16 protein-coding genes, 1 tRNA gene and 1 other RNA gene are annotated in these 16,031 nt (G+C 49.6%); 9 read left to right on the top strand and 9 right to left on the bottom strand.

All coding sequences use genetic code 11. From position 1 onward, the window contains the following. Positions 1–11: 11 nt before the first annotated feature. Positions 12–1,349, bottom strand: a complete 1,338-nt coding sequence (dsdX, locus tag IX31_RS17455; protein ID WP_034460648.1) for a D-serine transporter DsdX — start codon at positions 1,347–1,349, stop codon at positions 12–14. 225 nt (positions 1,350–1,574) lie between these two features. Between dsdX and dsdC the strand changes: the two genes are divergently transcribed. Further along, the gene (gene dsdC, locus IX31_RS17450) at positions 1,575–2,498 is read left to right on the top strand and encodes a DNA-binding transcriptional regulator DsdC (protein ID WP_034460646.1); all 924 of its coding nucleotides are present in this window, start codon (positions 1,575–1,577) and stop codon (positions 2,496–2,498) included. A 45-nt stretch (positions 2,499–2,543) separates the two neighbouring features. On the opposite strand, the gene emrD is transcribed toward dsdC, so the two are convergent. The 3 genes from emrD to IX31_RS17440 all read right to left on the bottom strand — a co-directional run bounded on the left by emrD (position 2,544) and on the right by IX31_RS17440 (position 4,251). Further along, positions 2,544–3,728 carry a multidrug efflux MFS transporter EmrD gene (gene emrD, locus IX31_RS17445; RefSeq protein ID WP_034460644.1) on the bottom strand — a complete coding sequence of 395 codons (1,185 nt, stop codon included), beginning with the start codon at positions 3,726–3,728 and terminating at the stop codon, positions 2,544–2,546. A 248-nt stretch (positions 3,729–3,976) separates the two neighbouring features. Then, positions 3,977–4,066 (bottom strand): type I toxin-antitoxin system toxin TisB, encoded by a 90-nt coding sequence (locus IX31_RS23280; protein WP_122974051.1) that lies wholly within the window; start codon positions 4,064–4,066, stop codon positions 3,977–3,979. Continuing rightward, positions 4,057–4,251 carry a hypothetical protein gene (locus tag IX31_RS17440; protein ID WP_034460642.1) on the bottom strand — a complete coding sequence of 65 codons (195 nt, stop codon included), beginning with the start codon at positions 4,249–4,251 and terminating at the stop codon, positions 4,057–4,059. The genes IX31_RS23280 and IX31_RS17440 overlap by 10 nt, the downstream gene beginning before the upstream one ends. Positions 4,252–4,507: 256 nt before the next feature. Between IX31_RS17440 and IX31_RS17435 the strand changes: the two genes are divergently transcribed. Then, on the top strand, positions 4,508–5,353 hold the full coding sequence (locus IX31_RS17435) for an aminoglycoside phosphotransferase family protein (protein ID WP_051880748.1): 846 nt from the start codon (positions 4,508–4,510) through the stop codon (positions 5,351–5,353). A gap of 21 nt (positions 5,354–5,374) precedes the next feature. Here the strand turns inward: IX31_RS17435 and IX31_RS17430 are convergent, their stop codons facing one another. Next, on the bottom strand, positions 5,375–5,677 hold the full coding sequence (locus IX31_RS17430) for a hypothetical protein (protein WP_034460641.1): 303 nt from the start codon (positions 5,675–5,677) through the stop codon (positions 5,375–5,377). A gap of 198 nt (positions 5,678–5,875) precedes the next feature. Here IX31_RS17430 and IX31_RS17425 point away from each other — a divergent pair, with 198 nt between their 5' ends. Continuing rightward, the gene (locus IX31_RS17425) at positions 5,876–6,493 is read left to right on the top strand and encodes a DUF5666 domain-containing protein (protein WP_034460639.1); all 618 of its coding nucleotides are present in this window, start codon (positions 5,876–5,878) and stop codon (positions 6,491–6,493) included. A 68-nt stretch (positions 6,494–6,561) separates the two neighbouring features. On the opposite strand, the gene IX31_RS17420 is transcribed toward IX31_RS17425, so the two are convergent. Continuing rightward, positions 6,562–7,224 (bottom strand): OmpA family lipoprotein, encoded by a 663-nt coding sequence (locus IX31_RS17420; RefSeq protein ID WP_034460637.1) that lies wholly within the window; start codon positions 7,222–7,224, stop codon positions 6,562–6,564. A 166-nt stretch (positions 7,225–7,390) separates the two neighbouring features. Between IX31_RS17420 and IX31_RS17415 the strand changes: the two genes are divergently transcribed. After that, entirely contained in the window at positions 7,391–9,721 is a 2,331-nt protein-coding gene (locus IX31_RS17415) for a molybdopterin guanine dinucleotide-containing S/N-oxide reductase (RefSeq protein ID WP_034460635.1), read from the top strand. On the opposite strand, the gene IX31_RS17410 is transcribed toward IX31_RS17415, so the two are convergent. Then, positions 9,690–10,130, bottom strand: coding sequence for an N-acetyltransferase (locus tag IX31_RS17410; RefSeq protein ID WP_034460633.1), 441 nt, complete (start codon positions 10,128–10,130; stop codon positions 9,690–9,692). The two genes, IX31_RS17415 and IX31_RS17410, sit on opposite strands and share 32 nt — an antisense overlap. After that, positions 10,127–10,690 carry a DNA-3-methyladenine glycosylase I gene (gene tag, locus IX31_RS17405; protein WP_034460631.1) on the bottom strand — a complete coding sequence of 188 codons (564 nt, stop codon included), beginning with the start codon at positions 10,688–10,690 and terminating at the stop codon, positions 10,127–10,129. Before tag ends, IX31_RS17410 begins: the two co-directional genes overlap by 4 nt. A 271-nt stretch (positions 10,691–10,961) precedes the next feature. On the opposite strand from tag, the gene IX31_RS17400 reads away from it, so the two are divergent. Then, a complete protein-coding gene (locus IX31_RS17400; RefSeq protein ID WP_074388679.1) occupies positions 10,962–11,675 on the top strand; it encodes an autotransporter domain-containing protein in 714 nt (237 codons plus the stop codon). A 238-nt stretch (positions 11,676–11,913) separates the two neighbouring features. Beyond that, the gene (locus tag IX31_RS17395; RefSeq protein WP_034460627.1) at positions 11,914–13,116 is read left to right on the top strand and encodes an L-lactate MFS transporter; all 1,203 of its coding nucleotides are present in this window, start codon (positions 11,914–11,916) and stop codon (positions 13,114–13,116) included. On the opposite strand, the gene IX31_RS17390 is transcribed toward IX31_RS17395, so the two are convergent. After that, positions 13,107–13,691 carry an HD domain-containing protein gene (locus IX31_RS17390; protein WP_034460625.1) on the bottom strand — a complete coding sequence of 195 codons (585 nt, stop codon included), beginning with the start codon at positions 13,689–13,691 and terminating at the stop codon, positions 13,107–13,109. The genes IX31_RS17395 and IX31_RS17390 overlap by 10 nt on opposite strands. A 269-nt stretch (positions 13,692–13,960) precedes the next feature. Between IX31_RS17390 and eptB the strand changes: the two genes are divergently transcribed. The 3 genes from eptB to IX31_RS22510 all read left to right on the top strand — a co-directional run bounded on the left by eptB (position 13,961) and on the right by IX31_RS22510 (position 15,972). After that, complete coding sequence (gene eptB / locus IX31_RS17385; RefSeq protein WP_034460624.1) at positions 13,961–15,646, top strand: kdo(2)-lipid A phosphoethanolamine 7''-transferase; 1,686 nt, start codon at positions 13,961–13,963, stop codon at positions 15,644–15,646. A 100-nt stretch (positions 15,647–15,746) separates the two neighbouring features. After that, positions 15,747–15,823 (top strand) — tRNA-Pro (locus IX31_RS17380). Between the two features lie 35 nt (positions 15,824–15,858). Beyond that, positions 15,859–15,972, top strand: a non-coding RNA gene (locus IX31_RS22510) — RtT sRNA. Positions 15,973–16,031: the final 59 nt, after the last annotated feature.

Below are 16,031 nucleotides of genomic sequence, written 5' to 3'. Positions count from 1 at the left end.
TCTCTTTGCGCTTAGATGATAAAGGAAAGCAGGAACGTCGCGCCCAGTGCCAGTAGAGAGGCGATAAATGTCGCCGTTGTATAGTATTTGAATGTTTCGTTAAGCGTGGCGCCGCAATATTGCTTCACCAGCCAGAACAGTGAATCTGTGACGATAGTGCAGCCAATTGCGCCGGAGCCAATAGCTATGGTGATAATTTCCGGGCTGACGTTGGGGTATAGTGGCAACATCGGCGCGACAATCGCGGTTGCTCCCATCATTGCCACCGTTGCTGAGCCTACCGCCGCATGCAAAATCAGGGCGACCAGCCATGCCAGCAAAATCGGGTGCATATGCAAATTGGATAACAACACGGCCAGCGAATCTGCCAGACCACTGGTTTTCAGGATGGCGTTAAATGCGCCGCCCGCACCGATAATCAGCAAAATATTGGCGATAGAACCAAAACCATTCTCGGTATGGGTTAACAGCTGGCTCATGCCGATATGCTGGCGTAATCCAAGCACGTAATAGGCGACAAACACTGCAATAAACATGGCTGTTATTGGGTTGCCGATAAACTCCAGCAGGGTATAGAGCGCCCCGCCTTTCGCCATATTCAGCTCGGCGAGGGTTTTGACCAGCATCAGGCCAATTGGCAGCAAGATAGTGAACAGTGTCGCGCCCAATGAAGGCAGAGTTTCTTCGTTACGAACTTTCAGGTCGGAAAATTCAGCTGGCACCGCTTTAAATGGCAGGCGATTGCCGACGATTTTCAGGAACAGCGGCCCGCCGACTAACGATGCAGTTAAGCCCACCAGTAAACCATACACAATCACCGTACCGACATCCGCGCCCAGTTTGTTGGTCACAAACATCGCTGCTGGGTGCGGCGGAACGACGCAATGCACAGCCATCAACGCAGTACACAATGGAATAGCCAGTTTCAGCAAAGAGGTGTTGGTCTTTTTGGCAATAGAAAATGCCAGTGGGATCAGTAGCACAACGCCTACTTCGACGAACAGCGTGATGCCGCAAATTAAGCCGACTAACACCATAATCACGTCTGCTGATAACCACCGGCAACGCTGCAACGCCAGGCCAATTCGTTCCGCGCCGCCTGAAACTTCCATCATCTTGCCCAGAATTGTGCCAAGGCCGATGACTGCCGCGAGAAAGCCCAATGTGCTTCCGATGCCGTTTTCTATGGCGTTCACCATATCCAGCGGGCTCATACTCATCATGGTGCCGACAAAAAAACTGGCCAGCAACAAAGCGAGGAAAGGGTGAAACTTAAATTTTACGATGGTAAAGACGATTAAAATTATGCTGCTTAGCAGCGTTCCCACAACCCAAATCTGAGATTCCATACCCACCTCACTCTGCGATTTATCTGCCGCTATTGGATAAAAATTGCTCCTGGCTGACAAACGATATAAATGGCATCTAAGATGAGCCAGATTGATGCAAAAGAGTGATTCAGGTCGAAATCAGGGGTGTTAATTTGATTTTGGTTCGATTTTTCACATCTTAAAACGACGTTTTCGAGGGCGTATTTTACAATACCACCATGATTTATCTCTCAGGAACGCGCTATGGACCCGATTCGCGAAGTCAGAAACCGCCTGCTTAACGGTTGGCAGCTATCAAAACTCTACACATTTGAAGTTGCGGCACGTCATCAATCCTTCGCGCTGGCGGCGGCAGAGCTTTCGCTAAGTTCGAGTGCGGTTAGCCACCGGATTAATCAACTTGAGCAAGAGTTGGGGATTCAGCTGTTTGTGCGTTCACACCGTAAAGTTGAGTTAACGCATGAGGGAAAACGGGTTTTTTGGGCGCTGAAATCATCGCTGGATACGTTAAATCAGGAGATCCTGGATATCAAAAACCAGGAGCTGTCTGGCCTGCTGACTATTTATTCGCGCCCTTCCATTGCGCAATGCTGGCTGGTGCCGATTTTAGGCGATTTTACGCGGCGCTACCCTTCCATTTCACTGACCATTCTCACTGGCAACGACAATGTGAACTTGCAACGCGCTGGAGTAGACCTGGCGCTTTATTTTGATGATGCGCCTTCATCGCAGCTAACTCATCATTTTCTGATGGATGAAGACATCTTGCCGGTTTGCAGCCCGGAATACGCGCAACGATTCGAATTGCATAATAAACCCGAGTTCCTACGAAACTGCACGCTGCTGCATGACCGTCAGGCGTGGAGTAACGATTCGGGTACGGACGAATGGCATAGCTGGGCGCAACATTTTTCCATCGATTTGCCTTCATCTTCAGGCATTGGATTTGATCGTTCAGACCTGGCTGTTATTGCCGCCGTAAACCAGATAGGTGTGGCAATGGGGCGCAAAAGGCTGGTGCAAAAGCGCCTGGATCGTGGCGAATTAGTTGCCCCATTTGGTGATATGACGTTGAAATGCCACCAACATTATTACGCAACAACGCTCCCTGGGCGGCAGTGGCCAAAAATTGAAGCGTTTATACACTGGCTGCAATCACAAGTTTGATATCAAACGAGCTAACACGCTGGGTGACGTAAAGGTGAGCGGAAATTACACAGCCTCACCATGTCGCTGAAACTTATGCGACAAAGGAAGCCAGCAGAACAAAATCATCACACCCATTGCCGTCATCAGCATTCCAAGGCTGAATTGCCCGGTTTGTGGCAGCAACGCAGAAAACCACGCCATCGCTCCTGAACCAATATTTTGCAGCCCACCAACCAGCGCGCCCGCGGTGCCTGCGAGAAATGGGAATGGCTCCATTGCGCCGCTGGTCGCCAATGGGAATAACATCCCTGCACCGAAGAAGAACAGCGCGGCTGGTACCAGTAATGTCCAGATATTCATTATTCCAAGCCAGCCTGGAATCCACATCAAAATGCCGGCAAACAGGCAGCTCAATACGGCTTGCCACATTAATGAAGAGAAGCGCGCATTCTCCCGGCCAGCATACCAGGAGCCAAAGAAGGCTGCCGGGATAGGGAGAATAAACAGAATACTCACCACTACACCATTGAGCCCAAGAACGCCGCCCATCAATACACCGGAACAGGCTTCAAATACGGCTACACCTGCCAACCCACCGACCAGCATCAGCAGATAACAATTAAATGAACCACTACCCAGCAAGGCTTTATAGCTTGCAACCAGTCGTTGAGGTTTAGCCTGAACAGGGCGAGTTTCAGGTAACCAGCGCAACATGCAGAAGGCGACAATGGTGCAAAGCACTAGCAAGAAGCCATAGCAAGCACGCCAGCCCCATACGGAATCAAGCATCCCGCCGATGACCGGAGCCAATAGCGGGCTGACCAGAATCCCCATATTCAGCAGACTGTTGGCAGAACGAAGTGACGCACCTTCGTAAAGGTCACGCGGCATGGTTCGTGCCATCACACCTGCAACGCCTGTCCCCATTCCCTGCAACGCACTGGCAATCACCAGAGCCGTTAAATTAGTTGTGAACAGAGCCCAAATTGTGGCGAGGATGAAAATACTCATACCGGTGAGAATGACCGGGCGGCGGCCGATGCGGTCTGAGATCGGCCCGTAGACAAGTTGTGACACGCCATAGGTCAGCAAATAGGCCGCCATTACTTGCTGAATTGCACCGCTGCGCACGCCGAAGTCGTGAGCCATATCGGGAATTGAGGGGATATAAATGGTTTGCGTCATTTGCCCGACAGCAACCAGCAGAATCAACATCATCAGCAGGTGAATATTGGCTAACTTTTTCATTTTCTCAGGTGTAATTTGGGGTTCAGATGCCAATCATCAGTTTATAAAACTGATTACGCCAAAAAATCGAGAGGAATCTACCACACATAGACGATGAAACCCTATGGCCTGACACCTTTTGAATGAGAGATAAATTGTCAGCATGTAAAGCCTTAACGGCAATTTATGTTGCCAGCGAAACGGCAACAGAGGTTTATAAAAAGGAGGCGGTTTCCCGCCTCCTTTTGGTGCGACTTGAAGACGATGAATTACTTGAAGTATTTCATGGCGACTTCAAGTAGTTGCAGCAACGCAACCATGAGTTTCAGAAACAAAATAGCCAGTTCCATCAAGCCCATACGCTTTCTCCTGTCGCCAGGAGCACTGTCAGCCGACGAGCCTTTCCGCTGCCTGTAGTCTGCTGAATTTGTTGACGTTGTACGATGTGCCCCTCTGAGGTTAAGGCACTGACGGCACCACCCGTTTCAGCCAGGACTTCATTTGCGCGGCGGTTTGCGGCCTCAGAGCACAACGCTTTCAACACACACAGTATATCCATTTTACTGTATAAATAAACAGTAAAAAAATGAAAATGCGAACAGTATCGCAAGTCACTGATTTATGCGTTGCTCACAATATCAGCAAGTATTTGCGCCACTGCGGCTTTCGTCGTATATTTGGGGAGTTGATGTTGTGCGATGTGCAAAGCAGTAAAAGCACTAAGCAGCAAAAACAAAAAACCTCGCCTCACCAGCGGGGTTTTTTGTTTTTGACTTCACTAGCGTCTACTCTGGTTGTTCATGCATAAATCCACTCTGGAACTTCAAATCGAAACGCTAAAGCCCTGGATTAAAAAATGGAATTTGTCTTCTGAAGGTGAGCAAATCATCACGCATACCAGCCATTTGCAGCCTGTGCGCGATTGCCACGGCAAAGCATTAATGCTGAAAGTTGCACTCAGTGAAGATGAACGGCGAGGCGCTAAGCTAATGAACTGCTGGAATGGTCAAGGGGCAGCTCCAGTGCTGGCTTGCGAATCTAACGCGTTGTTAATGCAGAGAGCTTGCGGAAATCGCTCTTTGCTTGAGATGGCAAAAAACAACGAAGATGAACAGGCGAGCCAGATAATCTGCCAGGTTGTAGAAACACTTCATTCATCCTCAGTGGTATTGCCTGGCGAGTTAGTGCCATTGAGCCGCTGGTTTGCTTCTCTTCTTAATTCGACGCAGAGCAATCCTATTTACGGCCTCTGCCGCGAAGTCGCAATCGATCTGTTGTCATCTGCGCATAGCGAAGTCGCGCTGCACGGCGATATTCATCACAACAACATTCTGGATTTTGGTGAGCAAGGCTGGTTGGCAATCGATCCGAAAGGGCTCGTCGGTGAGCGAGGCTACGATTATGCGAACCTGTTTTGTAACCCTGATCTACCCGCAGCGGGCCGTCGAGCACGTTTTCAACGACAGCTTAAAGTTGTTACGCAGGCTACGGGTATGGGCAAAACGCGGTTGCTACAGTGGATAATGGCCTATGCGGGTTTGTCCGCATCATGGTTTATTGAAGATGGCGACACAACGAGTGCCGAAAAAGTCATCGCTTTTGCCTGGTTTGCAGCGAAGGAGTTGGATATGGCAGTGCGTGATTAACTCGCGCTGCCCTCAACCTTCTTAGTTAAAGAAGCCGCCGGGAACCGACTGTCCGAAACCATCGCCACTATCAGTGCTGTTATCCTGCCGTCCTCGTGCTTCCAGCCGGTCTGCACGCATTTTCTCGCTTATTTCTCTGCGCTGTTCAGTGGTTAAATTTTCACGTCCATAATATTGATCCGGATATTGCGAACGCATTATTAATGCCTCGTTAGTCTCTGCCGGGCTAATAGTTTTATGCCCGTCATAGCCTGAAGTGTCAGTCGATGAACAGCCAATAACCGCGAGTGGGATGAGCACTATCAGAGCAAATTTGTAAGCCATATTTCTTCCTGAACCAGCACGATGGATAGCGTATTCACGCAGCGTATCATGGATAGTTTAGCTGCGACTGCCTGCCGCCACACGATTTAGAGAAATGTTTAAACACACTCTTTCAAACGACTTTCCTCACCGGTTTTCATTTGCGAATTACCCTTAATAAGCGTGCTAATGATTCATAAACTGAATACTGGAGAGAAAATGACTAAGCACTGTTTTTCCGCTTTTCTGCTCAGCGCATTGTTGCTGAGTGCTGGTTCTATGGCGACGGAAGGTGAAAATGTTATCAGACCGGTGCGTGGCATTATCGATGCTGTGAATGGTAATACGCTCAAAATCACCACGCGGCAGGGGGAGAAGCTCGATGTCGCACTCACCGATCAAACCAAAGTGAATAGCATAAGCCAGGCAAAAGTGAGTGATATCAAACCTGATAGTTTTATTGGCACAGCGGCGGTGCAGCAGGCTGATGGCACTCTGAAAGCGTTAGAAGTACATGTATTCGCACCGAGCTTACGAGGATCGGGTGAAGGGTTTAACCCTTTTGAATCTGCTGACGGAAATGTAAATACCATGACCAACGGTACGGTCGGAAAACTGGTTAATAGTCATGGTCGCACGATGACGGTGAAGGTTAAGGATCAGGAAAAAACAGTCATTGTTCCGGATGACGTTCCGGTCGTGCTGATTACCCCTGGGGATAAATCACTATTGAAACCCGGTACTAAAGTCGTTTTACACGGCACGAAAGATGATAAAGGTCAGTTGGTTGCCCGCGGGATTTCCGCCGGTAAAGATGGGCTGACGCCGCCGATGTAAATGCAGCGCTTTTTATCAAACTTCGCCCTGGCAAATTACCCAGGGCGAGATATAGCTAAATCCAATGATTAAGACAGCGGGCTCAGCGTAATTTCTACGCGGCGGTTCTGCGCCTTACCTTCAGCAGTGCTGTTGCTGGCGATTGGATTCGCCGGACCTGCACCTGTGGTACGCACACGGTTTGCTGCCACGCCTTGCGTGATCAGCGCGCTACCTACGCCATCTGCACGCTGCTGGGAAAGCTTCATATTCAGTTCCTGGCTGCCGGTGCTGTCAGTGTAACCCACGATGTTAACCGCAGTTTTTGGATATTCTTTCAATACCATTGCCACGCCGGTCAGGGTATTTGCACCAGCCGGTTTCAGTGTTGCGCTGCTGCTGTCGAAGGTGACATTGTTTGGCATGTTAAGCACGATGTTATCGCCACTACGCGTCACACTCACGCCCGTTCCCTGCATTTTCTCGCGCAGTTTCGCTTCCTGCACATCCATGTAATAACCGACACCACCGCCTAATGCGGCACCCGCAGCGGCACCAATCAGAGCACCTTTGCCGCGATCTTTTTTCGATGAGGAGAGTGCACCCACGCCTGCGCCTACCAGCGAGCCAATACCGGCTCCAATGCCTGATTTCCCTGCTTCACGTTCGCCGGTATAAGGGTTGGTCGTACAACCAGAAACTGCTAACGTGCCGCAAACAATGGCGGCAATCATCATGACGCGTTTTTTCATCTCATTTCCTTTGTGAATTTAATAACTCAACCGCGACTTCAGCGGCGGTTGATTATGCCGTGTGAATGTGTAGAAATTTCTATAGAGTCGTCTGAATTTGTAAACAAAATATTGAGTGGCCATCAGGCCGCCACCTGCACAACACCTGCAAAAAGGGGAGCCCGAATTGGCTAATGCATTCTCACCAAACAAGAAAATTCTAACTGCCGCACATTGGGGCCCGATGATCGTTGAAACTGACGGAGAGCGAGTCCTCGCTTCCAGAGGGGCATTGGATACCGGGCATGAGAATTCATTGCAAAGCGCAGTTCCGGACCAGGTACACAGTAAAGCCCGTGTGCAGTATCCCATGGCCAGGAAAGGTTTTCTTGCCTCACCCGAGGCACCACAAGGTGTGCGAGGTGCAGATGAGTATGTGCGAATCAGCTGGGATGAAGCGTTCTTGTTGATTCACCAGCAGCACCAACGCATTCGCACGACTTATGGTGCAGCGTCTATTTTCGCGGGTTCCTATGGCTGGCGTTCCAATGGCGTACTCCATAAAGCGTCTACGTTATTGCAACGTTATATGAATCTGGCGGGCGGCTATACCGGGCACTTGGGGGATTATTCCACCGGCGCGGCACAAGTCATTATGCCGTATGTGGTTGGCTCAAATGAGGTTTATCAGCAGCAAACCAGCTGGCCACTGGTGCTGGAGCACAGCGATGTGGTGGTGCTGTGGAGCGCCAACCCATTGAACACGCTAAAGATTGCCTGGAACGCCAGCGACGAACAGGGTGTGAAGTTTTTTGAGCAACTGAAAAACAGCGGTAAAACCGTGATCGCCATTGATCCGATGCGATCGGAAACGGTGGATTTCTTTGGTGAAAATGCCCAGTGGATTGCTCCAGATATGGGAACTGATGTCGCGCTGATGTTGGGTATCGCGCATACGCTGGTTAAACACGGCTGGCACGACACAGAATTCCTGGCGCGCTGTACTCATGGGTACGAAAAGTTTGCCGCTTATTTGACGGGTGAGACCGACGGCCAGCCGAAAAATGCCGAATGGGCGGCGAAAATTTGTGGTGTGCCGGTGCAAACCATTGAGTATCTGGCACAGGTGTTTAGCCGCAATCGCACCATGCTGATGTCAGGCTGGGGGATGCAGCGCCAGCAGTATGGCGAGCAAAAGCACTGGATGTTGATTACGCTTGCAGCGATGTTGGGGCAAATTGGTACGCCGGGCGGTGGTTTTGGTTTGTCTTATCACTTTGCGAACGGTGGCAACCCGACGCGGCGCGCAGCGGTGCTCGGTTCAATGCAGGGAACGGTGGCAAACGGTACTGATGCTGTCGAAAAAATCCCAGTGGCGCGCATTGTTGAGGCGCTGGAAAACCCAGGCGGTGAGTATCAGCACAATGGGCAGCAAAAAATATTCCCGGATATTCGCATGCTCTGGTGGGCAGGCGGCGGTAATTTTACCCACCATCAAGATACCAATCGTCTGATCAAAGCCTGGCAGAAACCGGAACTGGTGGTTATTTCCGAGTGCTTCTGGACGGCGGCCGCAAAACACGCAGATATTGTGTTGCCGATCACCACATCGTTTGAGCGCAATGATTTAACGATGACCGGTGATTACAGCAACCAGCATTTAGTGCCGATGAAGCAGGTTGTCTCCCCACAGGGTGAGGCGCGCAATGATTTCGACGTTTTTGCACAACTCAGTGCCTTGTGGGAAGAGGGCGGCGAAGCCCGTTTCACGGAAGGGAAAACCGAGCTGCAATGGCTGGAGGCGTTCTATGAAATCGCCCGTAAGCGCGGGGAAGCACAGCAAATAGAATTGCCTGATTTTCATCAGTTCTGGGAAGCTAACCAGCTGATTGAAATGCCAGAAAGTGAGAAGAGCGCCGCTTTTATTCGTTTTGCTGATTTCCGCCATGACCCGCAGGCTAACCCATTAAAAACTCCAAGCGGAAAAATCGAAATATATTCCGAACGTATTGCCAGTTTTGGTTATGCTGATTGTCCCCCACATCCGACCTGGATTGCGCCAGACGAATGGCAAGGCAATGCGCAGTCCGGCCAGCTTCAACTGCTCTCATCTCATCCGGCACACCGCCTGCATAGTCAACTCAACTACGCGGCATTGCGTGACAAATACGCCATTGCCGGACGTGAGCCGTTAACTCTGCATCCAAAAGATGCGGCTGAACGCGGCATTGCGGATGGTGATTTAGTGCGTGTCTGGAATGCCCGTGGGCAGGTGCTGGTGGGGGCACTGGTAACAGAAGGCATTAAGCCCGGGGTGGTCTGTATTCACCAGGGGGCATGGCCGGATTTAGACGATGAAAAGCTGTGTAAAAACGGTGCGGTGAATGTGCTAACGCTCGATATTCCGACTTCGCGACTGGCAAATGGCTGTGCTGCAAACTCGTCGCTGGTGTGGGCCGAAAAGTATCTCGGCCCGGTACCGGAAGTTACAGCATTTGCTCCGCCTGCCAGCTCATAATCCAGGTCGGGTGGTGCGTTTCGTTTTGCCAGGCACTTTCTTCAATGCGAAAGCCCTGGTGATGGTAGAAATGTACTGCCCGATGATTCTTCTGGTAAACCTCAAGGCTCAGTGAGGGATAAAGCGCTTTGACGTGCTCCATCAACGCTTGCCCAATTCCTTTGCCAATAAAAGGTTCGCTAACAAACAGTGCACCAATAAATAGCGAATCCAGCACGCTAATAAATCCCACCATTTTGTCCTGGTGCAGATAAACCCAGGTCGCAGATTGCGGAATATAAACATTCCGTACGATGGACTCACTTTCGTGCCAGTAATTTTCGCTAATAAATGGATGAGCGTGAATAGTGCTGGCAAGCCAGATTTCAATCAACTCATCCATTTCAGCAGGCTGTAGGCGGCGAATCATTTGAGGTTATCTGGATGGCAGAAGCAAGTGGTGACGTGGTCATTGACCAGCCCACAGGCCTGCATAAATGAGTAGCAAATGGTTGACCCCACAAACTTAAAGCCGCGTTTTTTCAGCGCTTTTGATAGCGCGTCAGAAGCGGGGGTCGTTGTGGGAATTTCTGCAAGCGTTGCCGCCTGTGTAATCTGCGCCTGATTATTGACAAACGACCAGACAAACTCAGGGAATTTCTCGCCGTTGGCTTCCATCGCCAGATACGCTTTCGCGTTATTAATAATGGCTTCTATCTTCCCGCGGTGGCGGATTATACCGGCATCCTGCACCAGTTCGTCGACATCTTCCGGTTGCAGTAAAGCCACGGCCTGAGGATCGAAGTTTTTAAAGCAGCGACGATAGTTTTCGCGTTTTTTCAGCACGGTTATCCACGACAAACCAGCCTGTTGTCCTTCAAGGCAGATCATCTCGAAAAGGTGCTGTCCATCAGTTACCGGCACGCCCCATTCTTTATCGTGATACTCCATGTAAAGCGGATCCTGGGATACCCATCCACAACGCAGCATACGTTTCTCCTTTGATGAAATTTCTCATGCCAACTTGACGTGCCAGATAAAGAGACAATAGTTAATTCAGGGCTATCCCCCATCATATTTCAAGTGGTCTCTTTGCTGGCTGCGTTTACTCACCCGAAGCGCTTACTTTTGTAAGCCCATCGGGACTCGCTCTCTTGCCGCCTCGACGCACCTTGAATTATTTAGGGGGTATCCGCAACGCAGGCCCGCCAAAAAGACAAAAAAATATCGCCGGATTTGGCTCTTTTCTGGAGTCGTTTTGATGATTATAAATATACGCAGTGGTCACCGTGTCACTCTCACCACGGTGCTGGCTTTGTGTTGTCTGCCCTATGCTACGAATGTATTTGCCTGGCAAGAAGAATATGTCGCCGAAGAAACTTCGGGCGAAGCGCAGGATCGTTACACTTGGGACAGTAATCGCCAACCAAGCTACAACGATATTCTCGCAGAAAGGATCAAATCTTCTTTTACCTCCCAAAACCAGGAGGGGCTGATGCTCGTTTCTGGTAACGATAATATTAGCGCTGATACCTCACGTTTGGGCATCGGCTGGAATATCTCTTTGCCCGGCAATATCACAACCGGCCCGACAGCAAAGTACAGTTGGGATGGCACTACACCCGGAATTTATAACGAGTATGGCGACACGGCTGTTGCAGCACGGTTTACCGATCAGCTCTGGCATGCCAGCGTCTCTACTGTGGGCTGGCGTCTGGATTCGTCGGTCGGTTATCTGCGCCCGTGGGCACAGGTTAGCTACAACCATCAATATGGTGAGAATCTCTGGAAAGCGCAGTCAGGATTGCGAACAAATGCCGTGACGGGTCAGGATTCGAGCTGGATGGATGTAACAGTAGGTGCTGATATGCCAATTGGTAAAAATATGGCCGCGTTTGCTTCAATGTCGCAAGCTGAAGGATTAACGACGGGCGAGGCATATATTTATAATGTTGGTGTTAGCGCGCGTTTTTGATCATTAAAGTAACTTTGAATTTATATATTTAACATTTAATTATCAGTGTTTACGCGCCTTATATTGATAGTAATTACTAACTTTATTAATTTTCGAATCAACGTCCAGGTCATTCATTCCCTCTCAGGTGCATTTCATTACGGCCTGAATGCACTTCATGCCTTTTTCTCCTGGAATAAAATGCACTTCGTTACTCTTGGCAGCAGAAGATTTCTCTTAAATTTTGCGGACATCTGCCATGAATAATTCTACCTACAACCGTACTCGCTGGTTAACTCTGATCGGCACCATCATTACCCAGTTTGCACTGGGTTCTGTTTATACCTGGAGTTTGTTCAATAGCGCGTTGTCGCAAAAACTGGATGAGCCAATCAGCCAGGTAGCATTCTCCTTCGGTTTACTCAGCCTTGGCCTTGCGATTTCTTCCTCTGTTGCGGGTAAATTGCAGGAACGTTTTGGTGTACGCAAAGTAACGATGGCGGCAGGTGTACTGCTGGGTGTTGGTTTCTTCCTTACCGCTCACTCCAACAATCTGCTGATGCTATGGTTGAGCGCAGGCGTGCTGGTGGGGCTGGCCGATGGTGCAGGTTACCTGTTAACGCTCTCCAACTGCGTGAAATGGTTCCCGGAGCGTAAAGGTCTGATTTCCGCATTTGCCATTGGCTCTTACGGCCTTGGCAGCCTGGGTTTCAAATATATCGATACCCATTTACTGGCAACTTATGGCCTTGAAAGTACCTTTATGATTTGGGGTGCTCTGGCGATGGCAATGATTCTGTTCGGTTCAATGCTGATGAAAGATGCGCCATTGCAGGAAGTTAAAACAGTAAATGGTGTGGCTGAAAAAGATTACACCCTTGCTGAATCCATGCGTAAGCCACAGTACTGGATGCTGGCTGTTATGTTCCTTACTGCCTGCATGAGTGGTTTGTATGTTATCGGCGTAGCAAAAGATATCGCACAGGGCATGGTGCATTTAACTGCTGAGACTGCGGCAAATGCAGTAACCGTTATTGCAATTGCTAACCTGAGTGGCCGCCTGGTGCTGGGTATTCTGTCCGATAAGATTGCACGTATCCGCGTTATCACTATCGGCCAGGTTATTTCTTTAGTTGGCATGGCTGCCCTGCTGTTCGCTCCACTTAATGAAGTGACTTTCTTTGCAGCGATTGCCTGTGTAGCGTTTAACTTCGGCGGCACCATCACTGTTTACCCATCACTGGTGAGCGAGTTCTTTGGTCTGAATAACCTGACTAAAAACTACGGTGTGATTTACCTGGGCTTCGGTATTGGCAGCATTTGTGGTTCGATTATCGCTTCCATCTTCGGCGGCTTCTACGTGACCTTCTGCGTCATCTTTGCTCTGCTGATTTTATCTCTGGCGATTTCCACCACCATCCGCACTCCAGCGCGCGAAGTTTATCAAGAGTCTCACGCCTGATAGCGAGCCATTAATGCCGCAAACCATGCCGCCGGGACGTTATACGGCGGCATCATTAATTGTGAAATCCCCTGTTCTATAATGCCTTCCGCTTGCGCTTTTAAGATCTCATTTCCTCGTTGTAACCCCGCCAACTGAATGCGTTTTTCTATCAGATAGACCCGAGCAAAGTGTGGGTCATAGCGCAAAATTTCACGCGTGTTATCGATGATGTCTGCCAGTTTGATGGTTTGCGCCTCATGGCTTGCGTTAGAGGTATGCAGGAAATGAGCACGTTTACGATGAATGCGGTTGGTGCCGGGGAGTTGTTCAGGGTTAGTGACCATTGCCACCAACGTCGCCACATCCGGGCCAAAGTGCTCCTGAATGTCGATAAGCGTGGTATCGGTGTCCTCAACAGTGTCGTGCAACCAGGCCGCCGCGAGCACTTCCTCAATGGGGGACACGCTCCTGACTATCTCCACCACGGCTGCTGGATGGACAATATATGGCTCAAGCGTATATTTGCGCCGCTGATCGCAAGCCGCATGAGCCTTCGTTGCATATCGGCGCGCACGTTCTTCTAAAGACAGCATAACTACCTCTCTGCATCACCAATATTGCCTGATATGTTTTATCACCGACCTGCACTGAGCCAGCATGAGATATGTAAACAACCGTGTGGATCACCAATTTTGCCGATACTTTTTACTCTCCCTATGTTCTACTAATCCGCGCCAAAAATTGGCTAAGAATCATCCTGATTCGGACTCTATTTTTTATTGCTCAGAATTTTCCTCGCTACGGGAAGTCTGAGTGATGTTTATAACATCTCTTTTTTGCATTATTTTTTCGGACAACCTGCATGAATTACATTAAATCGATGACCCAGCAGAAACTCTGTTTTCTGTTAGCGGTATACATCGGCATATTTTTGAACCTCTCGGTTTTTTATAATCGTTTCATGGGTTTTGCTCAGGACTTTAGCCGCCTGAAAGCTTTCTCCATGGTTGCTGAGGTTGTGGCTTGCGTACTGGTCACTTTCTTTTTATTCCGCGTGCTATCCCTTTTTGGTCGTACCGTCTGGCGAATCCTCGCGACATTAATCGTGTTGTGTTCCGTCGGTGCCAGCTATTACATGACGTTGCTTAACGTCGTGATTGGCTACGGTATTATCGCCTCGGTGATGACCACCGATATCGACCTCTCGAAAGAAATTGTCGGCTATCAATTTGTATTATGGATGGTTTTGGTCAGTGCTATTCCGTTAGTACTTATCTGGGGAAGCAAAACACGCGATACCTTGCTCAATCAATTAAAAACCCCAGGTCAGCGCATCAAAAATGTGGCCATTGTGCTGCTGGCTGGACTCATGGTCTGGGCACCGCTGCGTTTACTCGATAAGCAACAAAATCGTACAGAGAAGCGCTCAACGGTAGATATGCCAAGCTACGGCGGCGTGGTGGCTAACTCTTATCTGCCATCAAACTGGGTCTCTGCTTTGGGTCTTTTTGCCTGGGCTCAGGCTGATGAGTCTAACGACAATAGTTCGTTGCTCAACCCAGCGAAGAAATTTACTTATGTCGCGCCAAAAGAGCTCGATGATACTTATGTTGTGTTTGTGATTGGCGAAACCACTCGCTGGGATCACATGGGTATTCTGGGTTATGACCGCGACACCACGCCAAAACTTGCCCAGGAGAAAAACCTGGTCGCGTTCAGAGGTGAATCTTGCGATACCGCAACTAAGCTTTCGCTGCGTTGTATGTTCGTGCGTGAAGGCGGTGCGGAAGAGAATCCGCAGCGTACTTTGAAAGAGCAGAACGTTTTTGCGGTACTTAAACAGCTTGGTTTCAGCTCAAACCTTTTTGCGATGCAAAGTGAAGTCTGGTTCTACGGCAACACCATGGCAGATAACTTCTCTTACCGTGAGCAGATCGCAGCTGAGCCGCGTAACCGCGGTAAGCAAGTCGATGATATGTTGCTGGTCGAAGAGATGAAACGTTCTGTGGATGAGCATCCTAACGGCAAGCATTTGATTGTGTTGCACACCAAAGGCTCGCACTTCTCTTACGTGCAACGCTACCCACGCAGCTACGCGAAATGGACTCCAGAGTGCGTCAGCATTGATAAAGAGTGCAGCAAAGAGCAGCTGATTAACGCTTTTGATAACTCCGTGCTGTATACCGACAGTGTGCTTGAACAAGTGATTTCTGAACTACGTGATAAGCGTGCGATTATTTTCTATGCCTCTGACCACGGTGAGTCGATTGACGAACACAAACACCTGCACGGCACGCCACGTAAAATGGCTCCACCTGAGCAGTTCCGTGTACCGTTGCTGGTTTGGGCATCAGATAAATATCTGGAAAACCCCGATCGCGCACGTGAGTTTGCACATATGCAGGAACAGGCAAAAATGAAGGTGCCACATCGCCATGTTGAGCTGTATGACACCATCATGGGTTGCCTGGGTTACACGTCTCCAGACGGTGGTATCAACCAGAACAACAACTGGTGCCATGTGCCGGAAAAGAAAGCCGCACAGTAACTTTTTAGCCACATGTGCTGGAATTTAAAGCAAACAGATAGGATTTTCAGTTTCAGGGATTGACGGGTAAAACGGTGCGCAGTAAGATGCGCTCCGCATTCGGCGAGTAGCGCAGCTTGGTAGCGCAACTGGTTTGGGACCAGTGGGTCGGAGGTTCGAATCCTCTCTCGCCGACCAAATTTAGAAAAGACCAACCTTCGGGTTGGTCTTTTTGCATCTGTAGTTTACAGAGGATGAGAACCTCCGAAGGAGGTTTGAGCCGAGCGCAGCGAGACAACGTTGCTTTAGCAACGGCCCGCAGGGGAATAATCCTCTCTCGCCGACCAAATTCAAGAAAACCCAACCGCAAGGTTGGGTTTTTTTACGTCTGTACTTTGAATACGTA

Source organism: Buttiauxella noackiae, from assembly GCF_000737905.1.
GTDB lineage: Bacteria > Pseudomonadota > Gammaproteobacteria > Enterobacterales > Enterobacteriaceae > Buttiauxella > Buttiauxella noackiae.
Note: the sequence above shows the minus strand (reverse complement) of the source record. Positions and strands in the feature narration are given on the sequence as shown.

Coding starts and splice junctions, on each gene's coding strand:
- dsdX (WP_034460648.1), bottom strand. CDS start 1,349: ATGGAATCTCAGATTTGGGTTGTGGGAACGCTGCTAAGCAGCATAATT.
- dsdC (WP_034460646.1), top strand. CDS start 1,575: ATGGACCCGATTCGCGAAGTCAGAAACCGCCTGCTTAACGGTTGGCAG.
- emrD (WP_034460644.1), bottom strand. CDS start 3,728: ATGAAAAAGTTAGCCAATATTCACCTGCTGATGATGTTGATTCTGCTG.
- IX31_RS23280 (WP_122974051.1), bottom strand. CDS start 4,066: ATGGGCTTGATGGAACTGGCTATTTTGTTTCTGAAACTCATGGTTGCG.
- IX31_RS17435 (WP_051880748.1), top strand. CDS start 4,508: ATGCATAAATCCACTCTGGAACTTCAAATCGAAACGCTAAAGCCCTGG.
- IX31_RS17430 (WP_034460641.1), bottom strand. CDS start 5,677: ATGGCTTACAAATTTGCTCTGATAGTGCTCATCCCACTCGCGGTTATT.
- IX31_RS17425 (WP_034460639.1), top strand. CDS start 5,876: ATGACTAAGCACTGTTTTTCCGCTTTTCTGCTCAGCGCATTGTTGCTG.
- IX31_RS17420 (WP_034460637.1), bottom strand. CDS start 7,224: ATGAAAAAACGCGTCATGATGATTGCCGCCATTGTTTGCGGCACGTTA.
- IX31_RS17410 (WP_034460633.1), bottom strand. CDS start 10,130: ATGATTCGCCGCCTACAGCCTGCTGAAATGGATGAGTTGATTGAAATC.
- tag (WP_034460631.1), bottom strand. CDS start 10,690: ATGCTGCGTTGTGGATGGGTATCCCAGGATCCGCTTTACATGGAGTAT.
- IX31_RS17400 (WP_074388679.1), top strand. CDS start 10,962: ATGATTATAAATATACGCAGTGGTCACCGTGTCACTCTCACCACGGTG.
- IX31_RS17395 (WP_034460627.1), top strand. CDS start 11,914: ATGAATAATTCTACCTACAACCGTACTCGCTGGTTAACTCTGATCGGC.
- IX31_RS17390 (WP_034460625.1), bottom strand. CDS start 13,691: ATGCTGTCTTTAGAAGAACGTGCGCGCCGATATGCAACGAAGGCTCAT.
- eptB (WP_034460624.1), top strand. CDS start 13,961: ATGAATTACATTAAATCGATGACCCAGCAGAAACTCTGTTTTCTGTTA.